The sequence below is a fragment of the Arcicella gelida genome, assembly GCF_034931025.1.
In the GTDB taxonomy this organism is placed as follows: Bacteria; Bacteroidota; Bacteroidia; order Cytophagales; family Spirosomataceae; genus Arcicella; species Arcicella gelida.
This window is the reverse complement of the sequence record NZ_JAYGIL010000047.1, coordinates 1-21,280: the sequence shown is the minus strand read 5'-3', so window position 1 is coordinate 21,280 and position 21,280 is coordinate 1. Positions and strand designations below refer to the sequence as shown.

Genomic DNA, 21,280 nt, shown 5'->3' with positions numbered 1-21,280 from the left:
ACAAAGAAGTGTTTTGATTGTAAAGGAAATGTAAAATAATTTAAATATTTTTTCTTTAACTCATTGTAATTCAAAAAGAATCCTCTAATTTTGCAGTCCAATTAAGAGAGAGCGTTTTCTTTGTTTTTATATGGGTTGGCAGAACTCAATAAAAAAATACGGAAATAGGCAAAACGCTAAATCTCCTAATTCAAATTACAGCAAGTTTACTTGCAACAGTGTCAGAACTGATATTTTAATACAAAACTGAATGCCCAGTCTGTATTTTAAATATTAAGCTACACAAGAAACGTTTCGTTTTTCAACGCAATACGGTCTTTTCCGTCTCTTCGTCTGCATACGTGCACATCTTGTAGCTTTACTTCAATTCTGTCGCAAATTTTTATTCGTGAATTAATTAGTATAGATTTTGTTATGCCAAATTAAATTCCGACCTTTGCAGTCCGTTTTGCGCTCCCAGTTGGGGTTTTGGCGTAACTCGTTCATTTACAATCAATTATTTAACGTTTTATTCTAATAAAATGTCTGGAATTATCGGAAAGAAAATCGGTATGACCAGCCTCTACAACGCTGACGGTTCTGCTGTCGCTTGTACGCTGATTGAAGCCGGTCCTTGTGTAGTAACGCAAGTAAAAACAGTAGAAAAAGAAGGTTATAGCGCTATTCAATTAGGCTATGGCGAGAAAAAAGAGAAGCACACAACGCAACCTCTTTTAGGTCACTTCAAAAAAGCAGGAACTACTCCAAAGAAAAAACTCGTTGAGTTTAGATCTTTCGAAAATGAACTTTCACTTGGTGAAGTTATCTCAGCAGAATTGTTCGTAGAAGGTGACTTCGTAGATGCAATTGGTACTTCAAAAGGTAAAGGTTTCCAAGGGGTTGTTAAACGCCACGGTTTTGCAGGGGTTGGAGGTCAAACTCACGGTCAGCACAACAGAGGTCGTCACCCAGGTTCAATTGGAGCTTGTTCATTCCCATCTCGTGTATTCAAAGGTATTCGCATGGCAGGTCGTACAGGTGGTAACCGTGTAAAAGTTCAAAACTTACAAGTATTGAAAGTTTATGCAGAGAAAAACCTAATCGTAGTGTCGGGTTCAATCCCAGGAGCGAAAAACTCTTACGTTATTCTTGAAAAATAGATTTGAAGATTTGAAAGATATAAATCAACTATTTATAGTGATTTGAAATATCAGTAGTTATCAATTTTCAAATTTTCAATTTTCAAATTTTCAAATTAGACAAATGGAATTATCAGTTTTAAACATACAAGGCAAAGAAACAGGCAAAAAGGTAACTCTTTCTGACGAAATCTTTGGCATCGAACCAAACGAACACGTAGTTTGGTTAGACGTGAAGCAATTCTTGGCAAATCAACGTCAAGGAACTCACAGAGCGAAACCAAGAGCAGAAGTTTCTCGCTCTACTCGCAAGATTAAAAAACAAAAAGGTACAGGTGGTGCTCGTGCTGGTTCAGCAAAATCTCCATTGATGAAAGGTGGTGGACGTATTTTCGGTCCAGTTCCAAGAGATTACTCTTTCAAAGTAAACAAGAAAGTGAAATCATTGGCTCGTCAATCAGCTTATGCTGCTAAAGTACAATCAGGTTCAGTAACAGTATTAGAAGGATTCTCTTTCGATGCTCCAAAAACTAAATCTTACTTAGCATTGTTGAACGCATTGTCTTTGAATGATACTAAGACATTGTTAATCTTGCCAGAAGAAGATCAAAATGTGTATTTGTCAGGTCGTAATCTTCCAAAAACGAAAATTGCTTCAACAGGACAAGTTAACACTTATGACTTAGTTAACGCAACAAAATTGCTTATCGTAGAAGGAGCAATTTCAAAAATCGAATCATCTTTTAGTAATTAGTTATTGGTTAATTGCGAATAGCAATAACGGATAATAAATAACGAAAATAAGAAAATGAGCATTATCAAAAGACCAATTCTTACTGAGAAATCTCAGGACTTACAGAAAGGCGGTCAGTACGTTTTCGAAGTAGCAAACAAGACTAACAAAATCGAGATTGCTAAAGAAATCAAGAAAATGTACGGTGTTGAAGTTACGGCTGTAAACACACTTCGCCAATTCGGTAAGAAGAAATCAAGAAGTACTAGAACTAAAGTTACTTCTGGTATTACTTCGACATTCAAAAAAGCAATCGTTACTATCGCTAAAGGTGAAGTAATCGATTTCTATGACGGAATTTAAATTATAATTTGAATTAAGCTAATTTGAAAATTTGAAATTCGATTTCATCTTCAAGTTATCAAATCTTCAAATTACTTAACTATGGGAGTTCATCCCGATAAATTGAACAAAGCACAGAAATGGCAGCTACTAGAAAATTAAAACCAACAAGCCCGGGCTCACGCCACAGGATTGCTGCGACCTTCGAGGAAATAACAGCCTCAAAGCCGTACAAACCTTTGTTAGCCCCAGTAAAAAGAACAGGTGGTCGTAATGCAGATGGACACCGTGCCATGCGTTATATCGGTGGAGGTCACAAACGTCGTTATCGTTTAGTTGATTTCTTCCGTAATAAATTCGATGTTGAAGCAACAGTTTTAACAGTTGAATACGATCCAAACCGTACAGCTCGTATCGCTCTTATCGAATATGTCGATGGCGAAAAAGCATACATCATCGCTCCAGCAGGAATCGTTGTTGGACAGAAAGTAATCTCAAGTGCTACAGCAGCACCAGAAGTAGGTAACACTATTCCATTAGCAAATATCCCAACAGGTACAATTATTCACGCAATTGAACTTCGTCCAGGTGGTGGTGCTGAAATGGCTCGTTCTGCAGGTACTTATGCACAATTGTTAGCTCGTGATAGCAAATATGCTACGTTAAAATTGCCTTCAGGCGAGATGCGTATGGTATTGTCAAGATGTTTAGCAACAGTAGGTTCGGTATCTAACAGTGATCACATGAATACCGTAATGGGTAAAGCAGGTCGTCATCGTTGGTTAGGTCGCCGTCCAAGAGTTCGTGGTGTAGTGATGAACCCAGTCGATCACCCAATGGGTGGTGGTGAGGGTCGCTCATCAGGAGGTCACCCTCGTTCACGTAAAGGTTTATTAGCGAAAGGTAAGAAAACTCGTACGCCGAAGAAACAATCAAATCGTCTAATCATCAGTAGAAAGAAAAAATAGGTAGATGGCACGTTCATTAAAAAAAGGACCTTATATTGACTACCGCCTTGACAACAAGGTGCAAGTCATGACCGAATCAGGAAAAAAGTCAGTTATTAAGACTTGGTCACGTCGTTCGATGATTTCACCTGATTTCGTTGGGCACACTTTCGCAGTGCATAATGGAAACAAATTTATTCCAGTATTTGTGACAGAAAATATGGTAGGTCATAAATTGGGTGAATTTGCTCCAACACGCAACTTCCGAGGTCACACGGCAAAAAAAGATAAAGGCAAACGTTAAAATTATGAATAATGAGTTATGGATTACTTAATATCAATTCATAATTCAAAATTCAAAATTCATAATTCAAAAAAATGGAAGCAGTAGCTAAGTTAAATAATGTTCCGACTTCACCTCAGAAAATGAGAATCGTGGTAGACATGATTAGAGGTCAGAAAGTAAATAAGGCTCTCGGTATTTTGAAATACGAGCCTAAGGTTGGCGCAAGACACGTAGAGAAATTATTACTCTCGGCTATCGCTAACTGGCAAAATAAAAATGAGGATGTAAAGTTAGAAGATGCTGACTTATACGTTAAAACCGTTACAGTAGATGGCGGTAGCTCATTAAAGCGTTTGCGTCCAGCTCCACAAGGTCGTGGTCATAGAATCTTGAAACGTTCTAACCACATTACACTTGTAGTTGCTTCAGCAACCGCACCAACAATAATCACAGAATAATTAGAGAAAAAATCTAAATATCAAAAAATGGGACAGAAAATAAACCCCGTTGGTTTTAGACTTGGTATCGTCAGAGGTTGGGATTCTAACTGGTATGGTGGTAAGAGTTTTGCCGATAAATTAGTTGAAGACGATAAAATTCGTAAATATGTTGCCGCACGTATTCCAAAGGGTGCAATCTCTAAGGTAATTATTGAGCGTACTTTAAAGCGAATTACTTTGACTATCAATACTGCTCGTCCGGGCGTTGTAATTGGTAAAGGTGGTCAAGAAGTTGATAAAATCAAGGAAGAATTAAAGAAAATCACAGGCAAAGATGTTCAAATCAACATTTTTGAAATCAAACGTCCTGAGATTGATGCTAAATTAATTGGTGAGGCTATCGCACAACAATTAGAAGCTCGTATTTCATTCCGTCGTGCTATGAAGCAAGCTATCGCATCAGCAATGCGTGTAGGTGCTCAAGGTATCAAATTGAAGCTTTCAGGTCGTTTAGGAGGTGCTGAAATGGCACGTTCTGAAGGATACAAAGAAGGTCGTATTCCTTTGCACACACTTCGTGCAGATATCGATTATGCAATTTCTGAAGCATTAACTGTTTATGGAAAAATCGGTATTAAAGTATGGATTTTCCGTGGTGAAGTTTATGGTAAGCGTGATTTATCTCCAAATGCTGGAATGGCTGCTCAACAAGCTGCTGGTGGAGCTGATGCTCGTGGAGGTAATAACCGTGGTGGACGTGGCGAAGATGGCGATCGTAAAGGTCGTGGTGGACGTGACAACCGTGGCGGTGCTGGTGGTCGTGACGATGCACAACGTCGTAATAACAACAATAACAACCGTGGTGGCGGAGCTAACAAACCTGGCGGAAATCGTCCTGGCGGTGGCAACAAACCAGCGGGTGGTAAGAGATAATTCGTAAATTCTCGTCAGTGGTCAGTAGTAAATATAAGAGAAGAGTGTTTTTAACAACTCATTTTCTTAATTCTTGAAACCACCGACCCATAGACTTAATAAGAAAATGTTACAACCAAAAAGAACCAAGTTCCGTAAGCAACAAAAAGGTAGGATTAAAGGAAACGCTACTCGTGGTCATGAACTTGATTTCGGTACGTTCGCTATCAAAGCTTTGGAACCAGGACGCATCACTGCTCGTCAGATTGAAGCGGCTCGTATTTCAGTAACTCGTGCCATGAAACGTGAAGGTCAAGTTTGGATTCGTGTATTCCCTGACAAACCTATTACGAAGAAACCAGCAGAGGTACGTATGGGTAAAGGTAAGGGTGCTCCAGAATACTGGGTGGCACGTATCAAGCCAGGAACAATTTTGTTTGAATCGGCTGGTGTACCTTTAGAATTGGCACAAGAAGCGCTTCGTTTAGCAGCACAAAAATTGCCACTTCGTACTTCATTCGTAGTGCGTAGAGATTATCAAGAAGCACAATAATTTGAAAATTTGGTTAGTTATGATTTGATGGCTTTCCAAAGTTTGTCAAATCAATTAATTAGTATTCAGATTATAATATTTCATAATCAAAGTCATGAAAAACGCAGAAATCAAAAAATTAAGCGCAGAAGAATTAGTAAGTACTTTAGCCTCTGAAAAAGAGGCTTTAGCTCGCCTAAAGTTTGCTCACGCTATTTCTCCAATTGAAAACCCATTACGTATCCGTGAGGCTCGTAAAGTTATCGCTCGATTGGAAACTGCTATCTCAGCAGCGAAATAAATCGAATTACTGAAAAGTAATTATAACAGACCTCACCAACATAACGCTTGAGGTCAATCGTGTAACAACAATTAAAAAATCCAACGATGGAAGAATTAAAAAGAAATCTGAGAAAAATCAGAGTAGGGCGTGTAGTGAGCGACAAGATGGATAAATCAATCACTGTAGCCGTAGAAAGAAAAGTAAAACATCCACTTTATGGTAAGTTTATGAAAAAAACTTCAAAGTTGATGGCTCATGATGAGAACAATGAATGTGGTATTGGTGATACAGTGAAAGTGATGGAAACTCGTCCACTTTCAAAAAATAAGCGTTGGAGATTAGTTGAAGTTATCGAGAAAGCGAAATAATTTCCTTCCCAACAATCAATATTATTAAGAAGTTAAATTTTTCGTTAAAATCAGTATTCCAATCATAAAATGGTACAGCAAGAATCAAGACTCGGCGTAGCAGATAACTCAGGAGCTAAAGAAGTTCTAGTTATCCGTGTGTTGGGCGGTACAGGAAAAAGATACGCTTCAATTGGTGATAAAATTGTAGTGACTGTTAAATCAGCACTTTCATCATCAAATATGAAGAAAGGTACGGTTTCTAAAGCCGTAGTAGTAAGAACTAAAAAAGAGATTCGTCGTAAAGACGGTTCATATATTCGTTTCGAGGATAACGCAGCCGTTTTGTTGAATGCCAACGACGAGCCACGTGGTACTCGTATTTTCGGGCCAGTAGCACGTGAATTACGTGATGCAGGTTTCATGAAAATCGTTTCATTAGCCCCAGAGGTGCTTTAATCATAATTCGTATCATGGAAAGAAAGTTTAATAAGCAGCCAAAACTGCACATCAAATCTGGTGATACAGTTATCGTTATCGCTGGAAACTCAAAAGGTAAGACAGGCGTAATCAAAAAAGTATTGGTTGATAAGAACCGTGCTATTGTAGAAGGTGTTAACCTTCAAACAAAACACGTAAAACCAAATGCTAATACTCCGCAAGGTGGTATTGAGAAACGTGAAGGTTCTATTCACATTTCAAATTTGGCAATCGCTGAAAATGGTAAGCCAGTTCGTACTGGTCGTAAATTGAACGAAGAAGGAAAGTTGCAGAGATTTTCGAAAGCAACAGGAAAATTCATTTAATTAAATCTCAAATAAATAGTTTTGGTATTTAATCAATAACTATTCAAATTGAAAAAGTGGGTCGGAAATCCACATAAATTTTCATAAAATGACAACTACAAGACTGAAAGATAAGTATGTAAATGAAATCGTTCCTGCTTTAAAGGAGAAATTTCAATACAAATCAGTAATGCAAGTTCCAAAAGTTACTAAAGTTGTAATCAACAAAGGTATTGGTGCTGCTGTGGCTGACAAGAAATTGATTGATACGGGTGTTGAAGAAATCACTCTTATCGCTGGACAGAAAGCTGTTGCAACAATTTCTAAGAAAGCAATTTCAAACTTCAAATTACGTGAAAACATGCCAATTGGTGTTAAAGTAACGTTGAGAGGACAAAAAATGTACGAATTTCTTGACCGTTTGATGACTGTATCACTTCCACGTGTACGTGACTTCAAAGGAGTATCGGACAAAGGATTCGATGGTCGTGGTAACTATACATTAGGTGTTAAAGAACAAATTATCTTCCCTGAAATTTCTATTGATAAAGTAAATAAAATTTCTGGTATGGATATCACTTTTGTAACTACCGCAAAAACTGACGAAGAAGCGAACGCATTGTTATCAGCAATGGGAATGCCTTTTTCAAATCAGAAGAAGTAATTGATTCAAGTTATCTGTGAACTGTTATTATTGATATTATTTTCTAAATAACATTTACCGATAACGGATACAGATAACCGATAACAAATAAAGATTCTCAACACAAATGGCAAAAGAATCAGTAAAAGCAAGAGAAAGAAAAAAAGAAGCAACAGTTGCTAAGTATGCCGCAAAGCGTGCAGCTTTAAAAGCAGCTGGAGATTATTTAGGACTTGATAAGTTACCTAAAAATGCTTCACCAGTTCGTTTACACAACCGTTGTAAGCTTACAGGACGCCCAAGAGGTTATATGCGTAAGTTCGGTATCAACCGTGTTACTTTCCGCCAAATGGCTTCTGATGGGTTGATTCCAGGGGTAACTAAATCAAGCTGGTAATATCAAACGACTTCAGATAATTGATAATTAAGTAATTAGATTTATTTTAATTATCAATTAACTTGTCTTCTTAATTTTTATTCCGTAATTTTGCGAGCCTTTTCAGGAAGGGTTCGTTTCAAATATCGAAAACAATGACAGATCCAATAGCAGATTACTTAACACGATTGAGAAATGCCATCAAGGCACGCCATAGAATCGTTGAAATCCCTGCTTCTAACATCAAAAAGGAAATCACTAAGGTGCTTTTTGATAAAGGATATATTCAAAACTATAAATTTGACGATACAACTGTTCAGGGTACCATCAAAGTTGCTTTGAAGTATAACCCGGTTACTAAGCAGTCGGCAATCGTTAAATTAGAAAGAATTTCTAAGCCAGGTTTACGTAAATACAAAGGTGCAACTGAGTTGCCACGTGTATTAAACGGATTAGGTATTGCAATTCTTTCGACATCAAAAGGGGTTATCACCGACAAAGAAGCTCGTGTGTTAAACGTAGGTGGTGAAGTTCTTTGCCACGTTTATTAATATTTATTAACGCTGAAAGAAGGCTCTATTTGATTTTAGATTTTATAGACTTCCATTTAAGCAAAACAATTAACAATCATGTCAAGAATTGGTAATAAAATCATAACGTTGCCAGCAGGTGTTGCTGTAACGATTGATAAAAATCATGTATCTGTTAAAGGTCCTAAAGGAACTTTGGAGCGTACAATTGATCCAGATATTATCGTTGAAGTAGAAGGTGTTGAGCTTGCAGTTAAACGTCCTACTGAACAAAAACGTCACAAAGCTCTTCATGGTTTGTATCGTTCTTTAATCAATAACATGGTTATTGGTGTAAGCGAAGGATATAAATCTCAGATGGAAATTGTTGGGGTTGGTTACAAAGCATCTAATCAAGGCAACATTCTTGAGTTAAGTTTAGGGTATTCTCACGCTGTATTTGTTCAAATCCCTAGCGAATTGAAAGTAACTACTGCAATGGAGAAAGGTCAAAACCCTAAAGTAACTTTAGAAGGAATTGATAAAGAATTAATTGGCCAAGTTTCAGCGAAAATTCGTTCATTACGTAAAATCGAGCCTTACAAAGGTAAAGGTATTCGTTTTGTTGGTGAGCAAATTCGTAGAAAAGCTGGTAAAACTGGTGGAAAAAAATAATCATAATTTGAAGATATTTGAATATTTGAGAGTTTTGTTTGATTTTCAAATATTCAAATTACTAAGTTTTCAAATTGAAATCGTGGGTCGGTAATCCACAAAACATACAAATATTACAATGGCTACGCAAAAAGATTCAAGAAGATTACGCATAAAACGATCAATAAGAGCAAAGGTTTCTGGTACAGCTACCAAGCCAAGATTATCTGTGTTTCGTTCAAACACAGGTGTATATGCACAAATTATTGATGACGTTCAAGGACATACATTAGCAGCAGTTTCTACAAAGGAACTTGGCTTAGCTAATGGTAACGTCGATAATGCTAAACAAGTAGGAGTAAAAATCGCAGAGAAGGCATTAGCGGCTGGTATTTTAGCGGTTGTTTTCGATCGTAACGGATACTTGTATCATGGTCGTGTAAAAGCAATTGCTGATGGTGCAAGAGAAGGTGGTCTTAAATTCTAATTAGTTAATTTGATAGTATTTTATATATTTTCAAATTCACAAATTTTCAAATTCAGAAAAAATGTCGCAATTAATATCAAAGCCAATAAAGGTTAACGAAGGCGAATTAAAAGAAAAAGTTGTTGCTATCAATCGTGTAGCGAAAGTAGTAAAAGGTGGACGTCGTTTCAGCTTCTCTGCAATCGTTGTTGTTGGTGACGGAAAAGGTATCGTAGGTTTTGGTTTAGGTAAAGCTAACGAAGTTACTGATGCTATCGCTAAAGGTATTGAGGATGCAAAGAAAAATGTATTCCAAGTAGCTTTATTGAAAAATTCTGTTCCTCACGAACAAATTGGTAAATTCTCAGGTGGTTTCGTATTGTTGAAGCCTGCAGCTCCGGGTACTGGAGTAATCGCTGGTGGTGCAATGCGTGCTGTATTAGAATCTGCTGGTGTGCATGATGTATTAGCTAAATCTAAAGGTTCTTCAAACCCACACAACGTGGTTAAAGCAACAGTTGATGCTCTTGTGAAAATGAGAAATCCACATACAGTTGCTTTCCAAAGAAGCGTTTCCTTAGCAAAAGTATTCAACGGATAAGATAAGAGATATGAAATCTGAATTATGAGATATGAAGTCAATATTAATTCACAATTCATAATTCAGAATTCACAATTCAAATAAGCCATGTCAAAGGTAAAAATTACACAAGTTAAAAGTACAATCAGACGTCCACAAGTTCAAAAACGTACTATGCAAGCACTAGGCTTGGGTAAAATGAACAAAAGCGTTGAAGTAGAAGTGAATCCTGCAATACAAGGTATGATTCGTGCGGTTCAACACATGATTGTAGTTGAGAGTATCTAATATTATTGAGTTAAGCTCATTAATATAAGCGAGTTACTCCACAGGGGAGTAGCGTTTAGCAAACATTTAACAAAAAATACAATGAATCTTTCTTCATTAAAGCCTGCTGAAGGCTCAACAAAAGTTAGAAAAAGAGTTGGTCGTGGTGCTGGTTCTGGTTTAGGTGGAACTTCTGCTCGTGGTCACAAAGGTGCAAAATCTCGTTCAGGTTATTCTCGCAAAGCTGGTTTTGAAGGTGGTCAAATGCCTTTACAACGTAGAGTTCCTAAGTTTGGATTTAAAAATATTAATCGTGTAGAATACAAGGCAATTAACCTTGATACTTTACAAGCTTTAGCTGATGCTATTGGCGTAACAGTAATCAATCATGATGTACTTTACAATAATGGATTAGTTTCTAAAAATGATTTAGTGAAAATCTTGTCACGTGGTGCGGTAACTTCTGCATTAGAAGTTACAGTTAAAGGTTTCTCTGAATCTGCCAAAACTGCTATCGAAGCAGCAGGAGGTAAAGCAATTGTGGGGTAGTTTGAAATTATGAAAATTTGATACTGAAAATCTTTTTTATATTTTTGTAGGTATTCATTTTTCAAAATCCCGATTTTCAAATTAATTAGATAGGCAACAGAAATATTTGAGTAATCGTGTAAAAACTGGCAACAGATTTGTGATTAAAGAAAAAGTTGAACAATTTCAGTTTTCATTCATTATTTGACGATTATTTAAACAGATAGCATGAACAAGTTTATTAACACTATCAAAAACATTTTCTCAATAGAGGAGCTAAGAGGTAGAATCCTTAACACTCTGTTGTTTATCACCTTTTTTCGCTTAGGTTCTTATATTGTTTTACCAGGTATTGATGCTGCAAAATTAGAACAAAAAGGAGAAGGCGGTTTATTAGGATTATTGAATATGTTTTCGGGTGGAGCATTTAATAATGCTTCTATATTTGCGTTAGGTATCATGCCTTACATCTCTGCTTCTATCGCTATCCAATTGTTAACAATTGCATTGCCATATTTTCAGAAGATGCAAAAGGATGGAGAGTCAGGAAGAAAGAAGTTAAATCAAATTACTAGAGTTTTAACTATTTTTGTTACTGCTGCTCAAGCAACTGCTTATTTACAGACAACTATCCCTGCTGATGCCATTATCGTAAGTGCATGGTCTTTCCGTTTATTTGCTGTGATTATTTTGATTTCAGGTACAATGTTTTGTATGTGGTTAGGAGAGAAAATTACAGATAAAGGGGTTGGTAATGGTATTTCAATGTTAATTATGATTGGTATTGTTTCTCGTTTTCCGGGGTCAATTATTGGCGAAGCTCAATCTCGTGGAATGTCTGGAGCATTATTATTTGTAATTGAGATTGTAGCACTTTTCTTCGTTGTAATGGGTGCTGTAATGGTTACTCAAGCAGTTAGAAGAATCCCAGTTCAATATGCTAAACAAGTAGTAGGTAATAGAACTTCATCTGTAGGAGGCGAACGTCAGTATATTCCTTTAAAACTTAATTCTGCTGGTGTAATGCCAATCATTTTTGCACAGGCTTTAATGTTTGTTCCGGGATTATTAGCAGGTTCTTTTGCAGAAAAAAGTGAATTTGCTCAATCAATTGCTCAAAAATTTAGCGATTTTACTTCATTAGAATACAATTTGTTGTTTGCTTTCTTGATTATCGTATTTACATTTTTCTATACGGCCATTTCAATTAACCCAACACAAATTTCTGATGATATGAAAAGAGGTGGTGGTTTTGTACCAGGTGTTAAGCCAGGTGAAGCTACTTCAACTTTTATCGCTGATATTTTAGATAGAATTACATTACCAGGGGCTTTTATGTTAGCATTAATCGCTATTCTTCCAGCTTTAGCAAGTTTGTTTGGAATTACTCGTGGTTTTGCATCTTTCTTTGGAGGTACTTCTTTACTTATCTTAGTTGGTGTTGTGTTAGATACTTTACAGCAAATAGAAAGTTACTTATTGATGCGTAAATATGAAGGATTGATGCAATCAGGTAGAGTAAAAGGTAGAACAGAGGCGGTTGCTCAGTAATAATTTTAGGATTTTAAATTCCTAAGCACAATAAGTATGATTTATTTAAAGACAAATAGCGATTTAGAAGTAATCAGAGAAAATGGTATTATTCTTGGGCAAACTCATGCAGAGGTAGCCAAATTGATAAAACCAGGGGTAACGACTAAAGAGTTAGATAAAGTAGCTTACGAGTTTATTAAAGATAATAATAGTACGCCTTCATTTCTTAATTATAATGTAAGCGGAAACAAGTTCCCAGCATCTTTATGTATTTCTGTAAATGATGTAGTAGTTCATGGAATTCCTAATAATTATCAATTAAAAGACGGAGATATTGTTTCAATTGATTGTGGAGTATTCAAAAATGGTTTTCACGCTGATAGTGCTTATACTTACGCTATCGGGAAGGTAAATGAAGAAACTCTTCGTTTATTGAAAACTACAAAAGAATCATTATATCAAGGTATTGAACAAGCAGTACTAGGAAAAAGAATTGGTGATATTGGTTTTGCTATTCAAACTTACAGTGAGAAGTTAGGTTTTACGATTGTAAGAGAATTAGTTGGACATGGAGTAGGTAAATCTCTTCATGAAAAGCCAGAAGTAGCAAATTACGGTAGAAGAGGAGATGGTGCAAAGCTAAAAGAGAATATGGTTATTGCCATTGAACCAATGGTAAATCAAGGAAAGAAAGCTATTCATCAAGAAAATGATGGCTGGACTATCAGAACTCAAGATAGAAAGCCTTCTGCCCATTTTGAACACACAGTAGCAATTAAAAAAGACAAAGCAGATATATTAACTACTTTTAAATTTATTGAAGAAGTTATAGCTAAGTCAGAGTACATCGTTAATATTTGAAATTTTCAAATTGAATTTATGGCAAAACAATCATCAATAGAAGTAGATGGAATTATCATTGAGGCTCTTTCAAATGCTATGTTTAGAGTAGAGTTAGAAAATACCCATCAAGTGATTGCCCATATTTCTGGTAAGATGCGAATGAATTACATCAAAATCTTACCTGGTGATAAGGTGAAGTTAGAAATGTCTCCTTATGACTTAAGTAAAGCAAGAATTGTGTATCGTTACAAGTAAAATAGGCAGTTGGCAATTGATAGTTTATTCAAACTTTAGCGATGCTTTTGCAAAACTGTAATTAATAGAAACATTAATTAAATACTACAATGAAAGTTAAAGCGTCTATCAAGAAGCGTAGTGCTGAATGTAAAGTAATCCGTCGTCACGGAAAACTTTATGTTATTAACAAAAAAAATCCAAAGTTCAAACAAAGACAAGGATGATTATTAACATGGGGTAGTTGAGAAACTTCCTTCATTTAAAATCTAAAAAGCTAAAAAAGTATGGCTCGTATTGCAGGGGTTGATATTCCCGACAAAAAAAGAGGCGAAATTGCTTTGACTTATATCTTCGGAATAGGTCGTAGCACTGCTCAGAAAATTTTAACACAAGCTAATATTTCTTTCGACAAAAAAGCTGGCGAATGGAACGATGAAGAGGCAAGTGCAATTCGTGCGATTATCGCTGGAGAATTCAAGACTGAAGGTCAACTTCGTTCTGAAATCCAGTTGAACATCAAGCGTTTGATGGACATCGGTTGTTACCGTGGTCTTCGTCACCGTAAAGGTCTTCCATTACGTGGTCAGAGAACTAAGAACAACTCTCGTACTCGTAAAGGTAAGCGTAAGACTATTGCGAACAAGAAAAAAGCTACTAAGTAAAAATTAGGCTGAGTTTAAGGATATAATATTCTTAATTCGTCGAGTTCTAAGATGAGAAGGTTGCTCTTCGGAGAATGTACGAACTCAAAACTGGAATTGAAAAACAAATCTAACAATGGCACAGGCTAAAAGAAAAGACAAAGCAAAGAAGAGAGTTGTAGTAGTTGAACAACACGGTCAAGTACACATCAAAGCTTCTTTTAATAACATCATTATTTCTATTACTAACAGTCAAGGACAAGTAATTTCTTGGGCTTCTGCTGGTAAAATGGGCTTCAAAGGTTCTAAGAAAAACACTCCTTATGCTGCACAAACAGCCGCAACAAACTGCGCTGCCGTAGCTGTAGAAGCTGGAATGAAAAAAGCTGATGTTTTTGTAAAAGGACCAGGTTCAGGTCGTGAATCAGCAATTAGAACTATCTCTAACGCTGGTATCGAAGTAATTTCCATCAAAGATATTACTCCACTTCCTCACAACGGATGTCGTCCTCCAAAACGTCGTAGAGTTTAATCTTCTTAAAAATTTACTGGAAACGTTAATTAGTAATTATTAACGTTTTCTTTTATTTATCCTAATTACTTCATCGAACAAAAGAGGTTTGATGACTTATTAATTTTAGAAATGGCAAGATATACAGGTCCAAAATCAAAAATTGCTCGTCGTTTTGGTGAGCCAATCTTAGGTCCAAGTAAAGCGTTAGCTCGCAAAAACTATGGTCCAGGTCAGCACGGTAAAGGTAAGCGTGGAAAAGTTTCAGAATATGCTTTACAATTGAAAGAAAAGCAAAAAGTGAAATATACTTACGGTATCCTTGAAAAGCAATTTGAAAACTTATACCACAAAGCAGCTGTAAGAGAAGGTATCAAAGGTGAAAACCTTTTGAAACTTTGTGAAGCTCGTCTTGATAACACTGTTTATCGTTTAGGAATTGCTCCTACTCGTCGTGCAGCTCGTCAGTTGGTTATTCATAAGCATATTCTTATTGACGGTGAAATTGTAAACATTCCATCGTATTCTCTTAAACCAGGACAATTAGTAAGTGTACGTGAGAAATCTAAATCATTAGAAGTAGTTTCTAACTCACTTGCTGGAAAAGCTGGAAAACGTTTCAACTGGTTAGAATGGGATACTCCTACAATGACTGGTAAATTCGTTTCTTATCCAGAACGTTCTGATATTCCAGAGAACTTCAATGAGCAAGCAATCGTTGAACTTTATTCTAAGTAATCATATATTTTGACAGAGTAAATGGTCAAAAATATTCTGACAATTTAATTGAAAACTTTGTGACTTAGATTTTACATATTTGTTTGTAAAATCTAAGTTTGTTTGATTTTGTGTTTATTCAATATTAGATGTACAATAATTAATATTGTTTATTCTAAGGGACTTAAATTTTCTGTAAACTTGTAATATAGATGATTTCTTCTGAAATGTCAAGATTTTATCGAAAAAATAGTAACCCTAAATGCTAAAATTACAGAGTTAATTCGTAAATTGCGAATTGATTACTCTATTCTTACACATTCCAAGGTAAATTACGCTACGAAATATGTCAATATTAGCATTCCAAATGCCCGATAAAGTTGTCATGGAAAAAGCTGACGACTTTCACGGGTTATTTGAGTTTAAGCCACTCGAAAAAGGCTATGGCGTTACAATCGGTAATGCACTTCGTAGAATCTTGTTGTCTTCATTAGAAGGCTACGCTATTACAAGCGTAAAGGTTGGCGGAGTTTTGCACGAATTTTCAGCCATTGAAGGAGTAATTGAGGATATGACTGAAATTATTTTGAATTTGAAGAAAGTTCGATTCAAAAAAAGTCAGGAAATCCTTGAGAATAAAATCAATGTTAGAGTGAAAGGTCAAAGCACTCTAAAAGCAGGCGATATTGCTAAGTTTACAAATTATTTTGACATTCTAAATCCAGATTTAGTTATCTGTAATTTAGATGAGTCAAAAGAATTTGAGATGGAGATTATCGTTGAAAAAGGTCGTGGATATGTTCCTTCAGACGAAACTAGAAACACAGAACCTCCTTTTGGTCACATTCCGATTGACGCAATCTTTACGCCAATCAAGAATGTGAAATTCAGCATCGAGAATACTCGTGTTGAACAAAAGACGGATTATGAAAAATTAGTTTTGGATATTGAAACTGACGGATCAATTCACCCTGAAGACGCATTGAAAGGTGCAGCTTATATCTTGATTCAACACTTTATGTTGTTCTCTGACCAAACAATGACTTTCGAGTCTATGAAGGCAGAAGAAGATAACGTGGTAGATGAAGAAATGCTTCACATGAGAAAATTATTGAAGACTGCTTTAGCAGATTTAGACTTGTCAGTTCGTGCTTACAACTGTCTAAAATCAGCTGATGTTAGAACTTTAGGAGACTTGGCTAGATTAGAAATTTCTGACATGATGAAATTCCGTAACTTCGGTAAGAAATCATTGACTGAATTAGAACAACTAATCGAAGAAAAAGGACTTCACTTCGGTATGGATGTTGCTCGTTACCGTTTAGACGAGGATTAATATCCAATACTTACTTAGTAATTAGAAAATTTTAGTGTTTGCTACTTGTAGTAAGCACTAAAATTTTAATTTTTAATAGTAGTAATAGGTGAGTTGATGTGAATTAACTTAACCGCAATGATAGCTTCCTTCCGCTGGGAATTAAGTGATTCATTTTAAACTTACGAACAACACAATGAGACACGGTAAAAAATTCAACCATTTAGGTAGAACTGCTCCTCACAGAGCCGCTATGTTATCGAACATGGCTTCTTCTTTGATTCTTCACAAAAGAATCGAAACTACAGCTGCTAAAGCTAAAGAATTAAGAAAATACATCGAACCTTTGATTACTAAATCAAAAGACGATAGCACTAACAACCGTCGTGTAGTATTCTCTTATTTACAAAACAAAGAGTCTGTTAAAGAACTTTTTGGTATTGTTTCTGAAAAAGTTGCTAACCGTCCAGGTGGTTACACTAGAATTATCAAATTGGCGAATCGTCTTGGTGATAATGCTGAAATGTGCTTAATGGAATTAGTTGACTTCAACGAAACTTTATTAGCAGCTACAGCTGAGAAAGCAGTGAAAACTCGTCGTGGTCGTCGTTCTGGAGCTAAGAAAACTGAAGATACTATCGAAGCTGCACCAGTAGCTGAGGTTCCTTCGGCTGAAGTAGTAGAAGATGAAACTCCTGCTGCTGAAACTTCGGAAGAAAAAACTGAAGAATAATCTAATTTAGATTTTTCTATTTTTCAAAAGGACTTTGACTTTGGTCGAAGTCCTTTTGTTATTTTTGGTCGATTGTAAATTTACACTACTTATATCAATAGACATCCGTAATTTTGTGATATGAAATCATCCATTACAATACTTGCTATTTTTACTTTGTTTATTTCTTGTAAAGAGGAATCTACGACTAAAATCAATAAATATTTTGATTTGAAGACATCCATTACGAATCAAATCAATGTATTAAATAAAGAAAAACCAACTTTTTCTAAAACTGTTTGGAGTGATAATACTCCAGAAACTAAGGATGTAAAGATTGAAGATTGGTCTAAAGAATTAGAGTTGTTCTTACAAACAGATTTGAACAAACCTGCTTATTTGAATAGCTATGAAATTAATCAGTCTGATTCATTAATAGTTTATCATTTAAAAAAATCTGAAAATTTACCTGTAAATAACATCAAAATTCTGCTGAAAAATAATCAGTTAACTGCAATGGAAGCTACGATAGCTAATCAGAATTATCTTTATGAAACTGACAAGCATGTTAAAATGACTTTGGTGGATAATGTAGTGAATTATTATTTAATTGAAGGTACACAGAAATTAGTTTTTGGAGATAAAAAGGCATTTAAGATTGAAGCAAAAGTAAAGAAATGATAAAAAGGTTTTTCAAGAAAATAGCTTTGTTGTCTTTCCTAATTATCATTAGTTTATATGCTTTGGCTTTTGTGGTTGATAATGGCTTAAGAAAATCTAGGAATGAGTATTTTGCTGCTTGGAATGATTTATTCGATGCTAAAATCAATGCTGATTTACTCATTTTAGGTTCATCAAGAGCGGAGTTTCATATTTCTCCTAAAATTATTGATAGTACTCTTCATCTTAATTCTTATAATTTGGGTATGTCTGCTTGGCATTTTGATATGCAATTAGCACGTTTTAAATTATACTTAGAGCATAATAAAAAGCCCAATTATATTATCCACAATGTTGATGTGTATGGCTTTGCTAAAAGAGCAGATGTAGTCAACCCTGAGCAATTTTTACCTTTTATCAACGAACCTATTTTATTAGCAACTACTCGTGGACATAAAGGTGAGTTTGGTATTTATCAACAAAAGATTCCTTTGTTGAAGTACAAGAATCAACAATCTTTAGCTTGGGAAGGCATTTGTAATTATATCAATCTTACTGCTTTGTATGATACTACCACAAAATACAAAGGTTACAGAGGTAATGTTTATGAGTGGAACCAAGATTTTGAACGTTTCAAAAAGCGTTATCCAAGAGGAGTGAAGTATTCTTTCAATAAAGAAATAAAAAAACAGTTTGAAGAATATCTCGCTTTTTGTGAACAGCAAAATATCAAAGTTGTGCTTTTGTATGCACCAGAGTATTATGAAGTTCAACCTTTGTATAAGAACAAAATAACAATGATTGAAATGTGTAAAAATGCTTCAAAACGTTATCATTGTTACTTTTTAGATTATTCAAACGATTCACTTTGTTATCAAAGAAAGTATTTCTACAATTCTCAACATTTGAATAAACGTGGTGCTGAGATTTTTTCTCAGAAATTAGCACTTGATGTAAAGCATTTACTTCATCTTTAATAAAAAAATACCTAGGGTTTCTTTGATGCTATGTTTGTATAAAACATCATGCTCAATGGAAATCCTTTATCAATTTCCATTAAGTTTATCCATAAATTTGTATTCTAAGATTCAAGAAATAATGACTGTCAATACTGATTACCATCGCCCAATTATGCTTCAAGAATGTCTTGATGGACTTAACATTCATCCTGATGGCGTTTATGTAGATGTTACTTTTGGTGGCGGTGGGCATTCAAGAGCTATTTTAGCACAATTAGGAGAGAAAGGTAAGTTATATGGTTTTGACCAAGACCCAGACGCTAAAGTAAATGCTCAGGCTTTTAATGACCCACGTTTTACTTTTATTGAAGCTAATTTCAGAAACATCAAAAAATATTTGCGTTTGTATGGCGTAAAGAAAGTAGATGGTATTCTAGCCGATTTTGGTATTTCTTCACATCAAATTGATGAACCAACTCGTGGATTTTCGACACGCTTTGAAGGAGATTTAGATATGCGAATGAATCAAAAGGCAGATATGTCAGCATTTACTATCGTCAATGAATATTCTGAAGCACAATTGCACAAGATTCTGGGTATGTATGGCGAAATCAAGAATGCCCGTACTTTGGCTAATGCTATTCATAGTGCAAGATTGAATGCACCCATCAAAACAACGGGAGAATTGAAGGCTATTTTAGAGAAGTATGCTCCTAAATTCAAAGAGTTCAAGTATTTTGCACAGGTTTTTCAAGCGATTAGAATTGAAGTAAATCAGGAATTAGAAGTGATTGAAGAGTTTTTGGAACAGATTCCTGATTTGTTGAGAGATGAAGAAAGTAGATTATGTATCATGACTTTCCATTCACTTGAAGATAGATTGGTGAAGAATTATATTAAAGCTGGAAACTTCAAAGGCGAGCCTGATAAGGATATTATTTATGGAACTGTTACAAAACCATTGATGGCAATCAATAAAAAACCGATAGAAGCTTCTCCAGAAGAATTATCTATCAATGGAAGAAGTAGAAGTGCTAAACTTAGAATTGCAGCATTAGCTGAAAAATAAAAAGAAATAACAATGGCAAAAAATGTATCACGTGCGCCAAAAGCTAGTCAGCCAAGTAATAGGCCTAGTAAGGGTATTTTTGCTTTTTTTGATAAGATTTTTAACATGGATAGAATATTGGGTGGCGAATTTCCTGCCAGCCAATTACGCTATGTATTGTGGGTTTCGGCATTGATTGTGATTTACATTGTTTCATCACTGAATGCCGAAAGTTTGATTCATAAAATAGACAAAGCGAAATTTGCTTTAGAAGAAAAAAGAGCAGATTATACCACTCAAAAAGCTGATTTTATGAAAGCTGGAAAGCAATCTGAAATCATTAAAAAGGTAGCACCAATGGGTTTGGAAGAAAACAAAGTGCCACCAACCAAAATTGTGGTAGAAGAATAAGGTCTAAGCTTAAAACCTATATCTTAACACTGTTGATTAACTTACTGAAATTGCTAGGGTCTATGCCAATATAATTTGCTAAGTATTTATGTGGCACAATTTGTAAAATGTGTGGACTTCTTCGTAATAATTGCTGAAACTTTTCTTCCGACGAAAAGCATTGTAGTTCTACCAATCTCTCTAATATACCAGAAAAAGCTCCCGTTAATCCTTTTCGTAATAAAACTTCTATTGCTGGTTTATTAATCAATAATTCCTCTATTTGAGCGTATGAAGCCCGCAAAAAAACAGATGGACTTAGTGTTTCATAATAATATCGGGAAGGTTTTTGATTCATCATCGAATCCAACACTCCACCAAAATTAGCTTGATAAGAGAATACCAACGTTGCTTCACGATGTTGCTCATCCAAATAATACAATCTTTGTAAGCCCTCCAGTACGAAATACAAATACTTTTCCACACTCCCAGCTTGTGTTAATACTTCCTTTCTTTTGGCAGTATAAGGTCTAAACAAAGCATAGAAAGCCTCAAAGTCTTCTTCTGATAGCGGATGAATATGATTGACAGTTTGTTGTAGTAAAAGCTTTTGAGGATTCATTGTTTATCATATTTTGGATAAATCAAAGATAAGGCAATTTGTAAGTTGAATAGGTTGAAATTATCATAGTACTAGCAATTTTTAGGATATTAATTTTCATGTTGTAACAAAAAGAGAAATTTTTGTCAATACTTTAGGCTGTAGTTTAAGAAGATTGAGAAATCTATTTTTAATAATGATTAAGTTTTTCAAAAAAGATGAAAATATGTATTTTTCATTCTGATGGGCACCCTCCCTTTAGTTGTGTAAGTTTAGTTTGACATTTGATTTTTTAAAAAATCAAATGTCAAACTAAAAAAGTTAAATAACTTAGCAACAATAATTGTTATTTTTTATGGACAAGT

Annotated in this window: 34 protein-coding genes; 33 read left to right on the top strand and 1 reads right to left on the bottom strand. The window is 35.2% G+C overall.

Annotated elements, in window-relative coordinates; translation table 11 throughout:
* Positions 1-521 precede the first annotated feature (521 nt).
* The 33 genes from rplC (at position 522) to VB776_RS23220 (ending at position 20,335) form a co-directional block, all read left to right on the top strand.
* Positions 522-1,139, top strand: coding sequence for a 50S ribosomal protein L3 (rplC, locus tag VB776_RS23380; protein ID WP_323257074.1), 618 nt, complete (start codon positions 522-524; stop codon positions 1,137-1,139).
* A 103-nt stretch (positions 1,140-1,242) separates the two neighbouring features.
* Positions 1,243-1,872: a 50S ribosomal protein L4 gene (gene rplD, locus VB776_RS23375; RefSeq protein ID WP_323257071.1), complete on the top strand. Its 630-nt coding sequence runs from the start codon at positions 1,243-1,245 to the stop codon at positions 1,870-1,872.
* Positions 1,873-1,926: 54 nt separating this feature from the next.
* Complete coding sequence (rplW, locus tag VB776_RS23370; RefSeq protein WP_323257068.1) at positions 1,927-2,214, top strand: 50S ribosomal protein L23; 288 nt, start codon at positions 1,927-1,929, stop codon at positions 2,212-2,214.
* A gap of 119 nt (positions 2,215-2,333) precedes the next feature.
* Positions 2,334-3,161 carry a 50S ribosomal protein L2 gene (gene rplB, locus VB776_RS23365; RefSeq protein ID WP_323699265.1) on the top strand — a complete coding sequence of 276 codons (828 nt, stop codon included), beginning with the start codon at positions 2,334-2,336 and terminating at the stop codon, positions 3,159-3,161.
* Positions 3,162-3,165: 4 nt separating this feature from the next.
* Positions 3,166-3,444 carry a 30S ribosomal protein S19 gene (rpsS, locus tag VB776_RS23360; RefSeq protein ID WP_184128536.1) on the top strand — a complete coding sequence of 93 codons (279 nt, stop codon included), beginning with the start codon at positions 3,166-3,168 and terminating at the stop codon, positions 3,442-3,444.
* Between the two features lie 74 nt (positions 3,445-3,518).
* On the top strand, positions 3,519-3,884 hold the full coding sequence (rplV, locus tag VB776_RS23355) for a 50S ribosomal protein L22 (protein WP_184128552.1): 366 nt from the start codon (positions 3,519-3,521) through the stop codon (positions 3,882-3,884).
* Between the two features lie 27 nt (positions 3,885-3,911).
* Positions 3,912-4,799 (top strand): 30S ribosomal protein S3, encoded by an 888-nt coding sequence (gene rpsC, locus VB776_RS23350; protein ID WP_323257064.1) that lies wholly within the window; start codon positions 3,912-3,914, stop codon positions 4,797-4,799.
* A 106-nt stretch (positions 4,800-4,905) separates the two neighbouring features.
* Complete coding sequence (gene rplP, locus VB776_RS23345; RefSeq protein WP_184128559.1) at positions 4,906-5,331, top strand: 50S ribosomal protein L16; 426 nt, start codon at positions 4,906-4,908, stop codon at positions 5,329-5,331.
* 94 nt (positions 5,332-5,425) lie between these two features.
* The gene (gene rpmC / locus VB776_RS23340) at positions 5,426-5,611 is read left to right on the top strand and encodes a 50S ribosomal protein L29 (protein ID WP_323257062.1); all 186 of its coding nucleotides are present in this window, start codon (positions 5,426-5,428) and stop codon (positions 5,609-5,611) included.
* Between the two features lie 86 nt (positions 5,612-5,697).
* On the top strand, positions 5,698-5,961 hold the full coding sequence (gene rpsQ, locus VB776_RS23335; protein ID WP_184128565.1) for a 30S ribosomal protein S17: 264 nt from the start codon (positions 5,698-5,700) through the stop codon (positions 5,959-5,961).
* A 69-nt stretch (positions 5,962-6,030) separates the two neighbouring features.
* A complete protein-coding gene (gene rplN / locus VB776_RS23330; RefSeq protein ID WP_309913324.1) occupies positions 6,031-6,399 on the top strand; it encodes a 50S ribosomal protein L14 in 369 nt (122 codons plus the stop codon).
* A gap of 14 nt (positions 6,400-6,413) precedes the next feature.
* Positions 6,414-6,746: a 50S ribosomal protein L24 gene (gene rplX / locus VB776_RS23325; RefSeq protein WP_323257060.1), complete on the top strand. Its 333-nt coding sequence runs from the start codon at positions 6,414-6,416 to the stop codon at positions 6,744-6,746.
* Positions 6,747-6,834: 88 nt separating this feature from the next.
* Positions 6,835-7,389, top strand: a complete 555-nt coding sequence (gene rplE / locus VB776_RS23320) for a 50S ribosomal protein L5 (protein ID WP_323257058.1) — start codon at positions 6,835-6,837, stop codon at positions 7,387-7,389.
* 106 nt (positions 7,390-7,495) lie between these two features.
* Positions 7,496-7,765, top strand: a complete 270-nt coding sequence (gene rpsN, locus VB776_RS23315) for a 30S ribosomal protein S14 (protein ID WP_109741979.1) — start codon at positions 7,496-7,498, stop codon at positions 7,763-7,765.
* A 134-nt stretch (positions 7,766-7,899) separates the two neighbouring features.
* The gene (gene rpsH, locus VB776_RS23310; protein WP_184128579.1) at positions 7,900-8,295 is read left to right on the top strand and encodes a 30S ribosomal protein S8; all 396 of its coding nucleotides are present in this window, start codon (positions 7,900-7,902) and stop codon (positions 8,293-8,295) included.
* Between the two features lie 78 nt (positions 8,296-8,373).
* Positions 8,374-8,928, top strand: coding sequence for a 50S ribosomal protein L6 (rplF, locus tag VB776_RS23305; RefSeq protein WP_184128582.1), 555 nt, complete (start codon positions 8,374-8,376; stop codon positions 8,926-8,928).
* Positions 8,929-9,046: 118 nt separating this feature from the next.
* Positions 9,047-9,394 carry a 50S ribosomal protein L18 gene (rplR, locus tag VB776_RS23300; RefSeq protein WP_184128585.1) on the top strand — a complete coding sequence of 116 codons (348 nt, stop codon included), beginning with the start codon at positions 9,047-9,049 and terminating at the stop codon, positions 9,392-9,394.
* 61 nt (positions 9,395-9,455) lie between these two features.
* Complete coding sequence (rpsE, locus tag VB776_RS23295) at positions 9,456-9,974, top strand: 30S ribosomal protein S5 (RefSeq protein ID WP_309913337.1); 519 nt, start codon at positions 9,456-9,458, stop codon at positions 9,972-9,974.
* Positions 9,975-10,061: 87 nt separating this feature from the next.
* The gene (gene rpmD, locus VB776_RS23290; RefSeq protein ID WP_323699264.1) at positions 10,062-10,241 is read left to right on the top strand and encodes a 50S ribosomal protein L30; all 180 of its coding nucleotides are present in this window, start codon (positions 10,062-10,064) and stop codon (positions 10,239-10,241) included.
* 81 nt (positions 10,242-10,322) lie between these two features.
* A complete protein-coding gene (gene rplO, locus VB776_RS23285; RefSeq protein ID WP_323257051.1) occupies positions 10,323-10,769 on the top strand; it encodes a 50S ribosomal protein L15 in 447 nt (148 codons plus the stop codon).
* 207 nt (positions 10,770-10,976) lie between these two features.
* Positions 10,977-12,299, top strand: a complete 1,323-nt coding sequence (gene secY, locus VB776_RS23280; protein WP_323699263.1) for a preprotein translocase subunit SecY — start codon at positions 10,977-10,979, stop codon at positions 12,297-12,299.
* A 36-nt stretch (positions 12,300-12,335) separates the two neighbouring features.
* Positions 12,336-13,142 carry a type I methionyl aminopeptidase gene (gene map, locus VB776_RS23275; protein WP_323699262.1) on the top strand — a complete coding sequence of 269 codons (807 nt, stop codon included), beginning with the start codon at positions 12,336-12,338 and terminating at the stop codon, positions 13,140-13,142.
* 18 nt (positions 13,143-13,160) lie between these two features.
* Positions 13,161-13,379 (top strand): translation initiation factor IF-1, encoded by a 219-nt coding sequence (gene infA, locus VB776_RS23270; RefSeq protein ID WP_095160735.1) that lies wholly within the window; start codon positions 13,161-13,163, stop codon positions 13,377-13,379.
* An 89-nt stretch (positions 13,380-13,468) separates the two neighbouring features.
* A complete protein-coding gene (gene rpmJ / locus VB776_RS23265; protein WP_109324399.1) occupies positions 13,469-13,585 on the top strand; it encodes a 50S ribosomal protein L36 in 117 nt (38 codons plus the stop codon).
* 60 nt (positions 13,586-13,645) lie between these two features.
* Positions 13,646-14,023, top strand: a complete 378-nt coding sequence (gene rpsM, locus VB776_RS23260; RefSeq protein ID WP_109741970.1) for a 30S ribosomal protein S13 — start codon at positions 13,646-13,648, stop codon at positions 14,021-14,023.
* 115 nt (positions 14,024-14,138) lie between these two features.
* A complete protein-coding gene (gene rpsK / locus VB776_RS23255; RefSeq protein ID WP_184128614.1) occupies positions 14,139-14,534 on the top strand; it encodes a 30S ribosomal protein S11 in 396 nt (131 codons plus the stop codon).
* A 111-nt stretch (positions 14,535-14,645) separates the two neighbouring features.
* Positions 14,646-15,251: a 30S ribosomal protein S4 gene (gene rpsD, locus VB776_RS23250; RefSeq protein ID WP_309914672.1), complete on the top strand. Its 606-nt coding sequence runs from the start codon at positions 14,646-14,648 to the stop codon at positions 15,249-15,251.
* A gap of 325 nt (positions 15,252-15,576) precedes the next feature.
* Positions 15,577-16,566 carry a DNA-directed RNA polymerase subunit alpha gene (locus tag VB776_RS23245; RefSeq protein WP_323699261.1) on the top strand — a complete coding sequence of 330 codons (990 nt, stop codon included), beginning with the start codon at positions 15,577-15,579 and terminating at the stop codon, positions 16,564-16,566.
* A 175-nt stretch (positions 16,567-16,741) separates the two neighbouring features.
* Positions 16,742-17,278, top strand: a complete 537-nt coding sequence (gene rplQ, locus VB776_RS23240; RefSeq protein WP_323699260.1) for a 50S ribosomal protein L17 — start codon at positions 16,742-16,744, stop codon at positions 17,276-17,278.
* 120 nt (positions 17,279-17,398) lie between these two features.
* A complete protein-coding gene (locus VB776_RS23235) occupies positions 17,399-17,938 on the top strand; it encodes a hypothetical protein (RefSeq protein WP_323699259.1) in 540 nt (179 codons plus the stop codon).
* Positions 17,935-18,894 carry a hypothetical protein gene (locus VB776_RS23230; protein ID WP_323699258.1) on the top strand — a complete coding sequence of 320 codons (960 nt, stop codon included), beginning with the start codon at positions 17,935-17,937 and terminating at the stop codon, positions 18,892-18,894. The genes VB776_RS23235 and VB776_RS23230 overlap by 4 nt, the downstream gene beginning before the upstream one ends.
* Positions 18,895-19,015: 121 nt before the next feature.
* Positions 19,016-19,945, top strand: coding sequence for a 16S rRNA (cytosine(1402)-N(4))-methyltransferase RsmH (rsmH, locus tag VB776_RS23225; protein ID WP_323699275.1), 930 nt, complete (start codon positions 19,016-19,018; stop codon positions 19,943-19,945).
* A gap of 12 nt (positions 19,946-19,957) precedes the next feature.
* Entirely contained in the window at positions 19,958-20,335 is a 378-nt protein-coding gene (locus tag VB776_RS23220; protein WP_323699257.1) for an FtsL-like putative cell division protein, read from the top strand.
* Between the two features lie 16 nt (positions 20,336-20,351).
* Here VB776_RS23220 and VB776_RS23215 read toward each other — a convergent pair whose 3' ends face one another.
* A complete protein-coding gene (locus VB776_RS23215; RefSeq protein ID WP_323699256.1) occupies positions 20,352-20,936 on the bottom strand; it encodes a Crp/Fnr family transcriptional regulator in 585 nt (194 codons plus the stop codon).
* Positions 20,937-21,280: the final 344 nt, after the last annotated feature.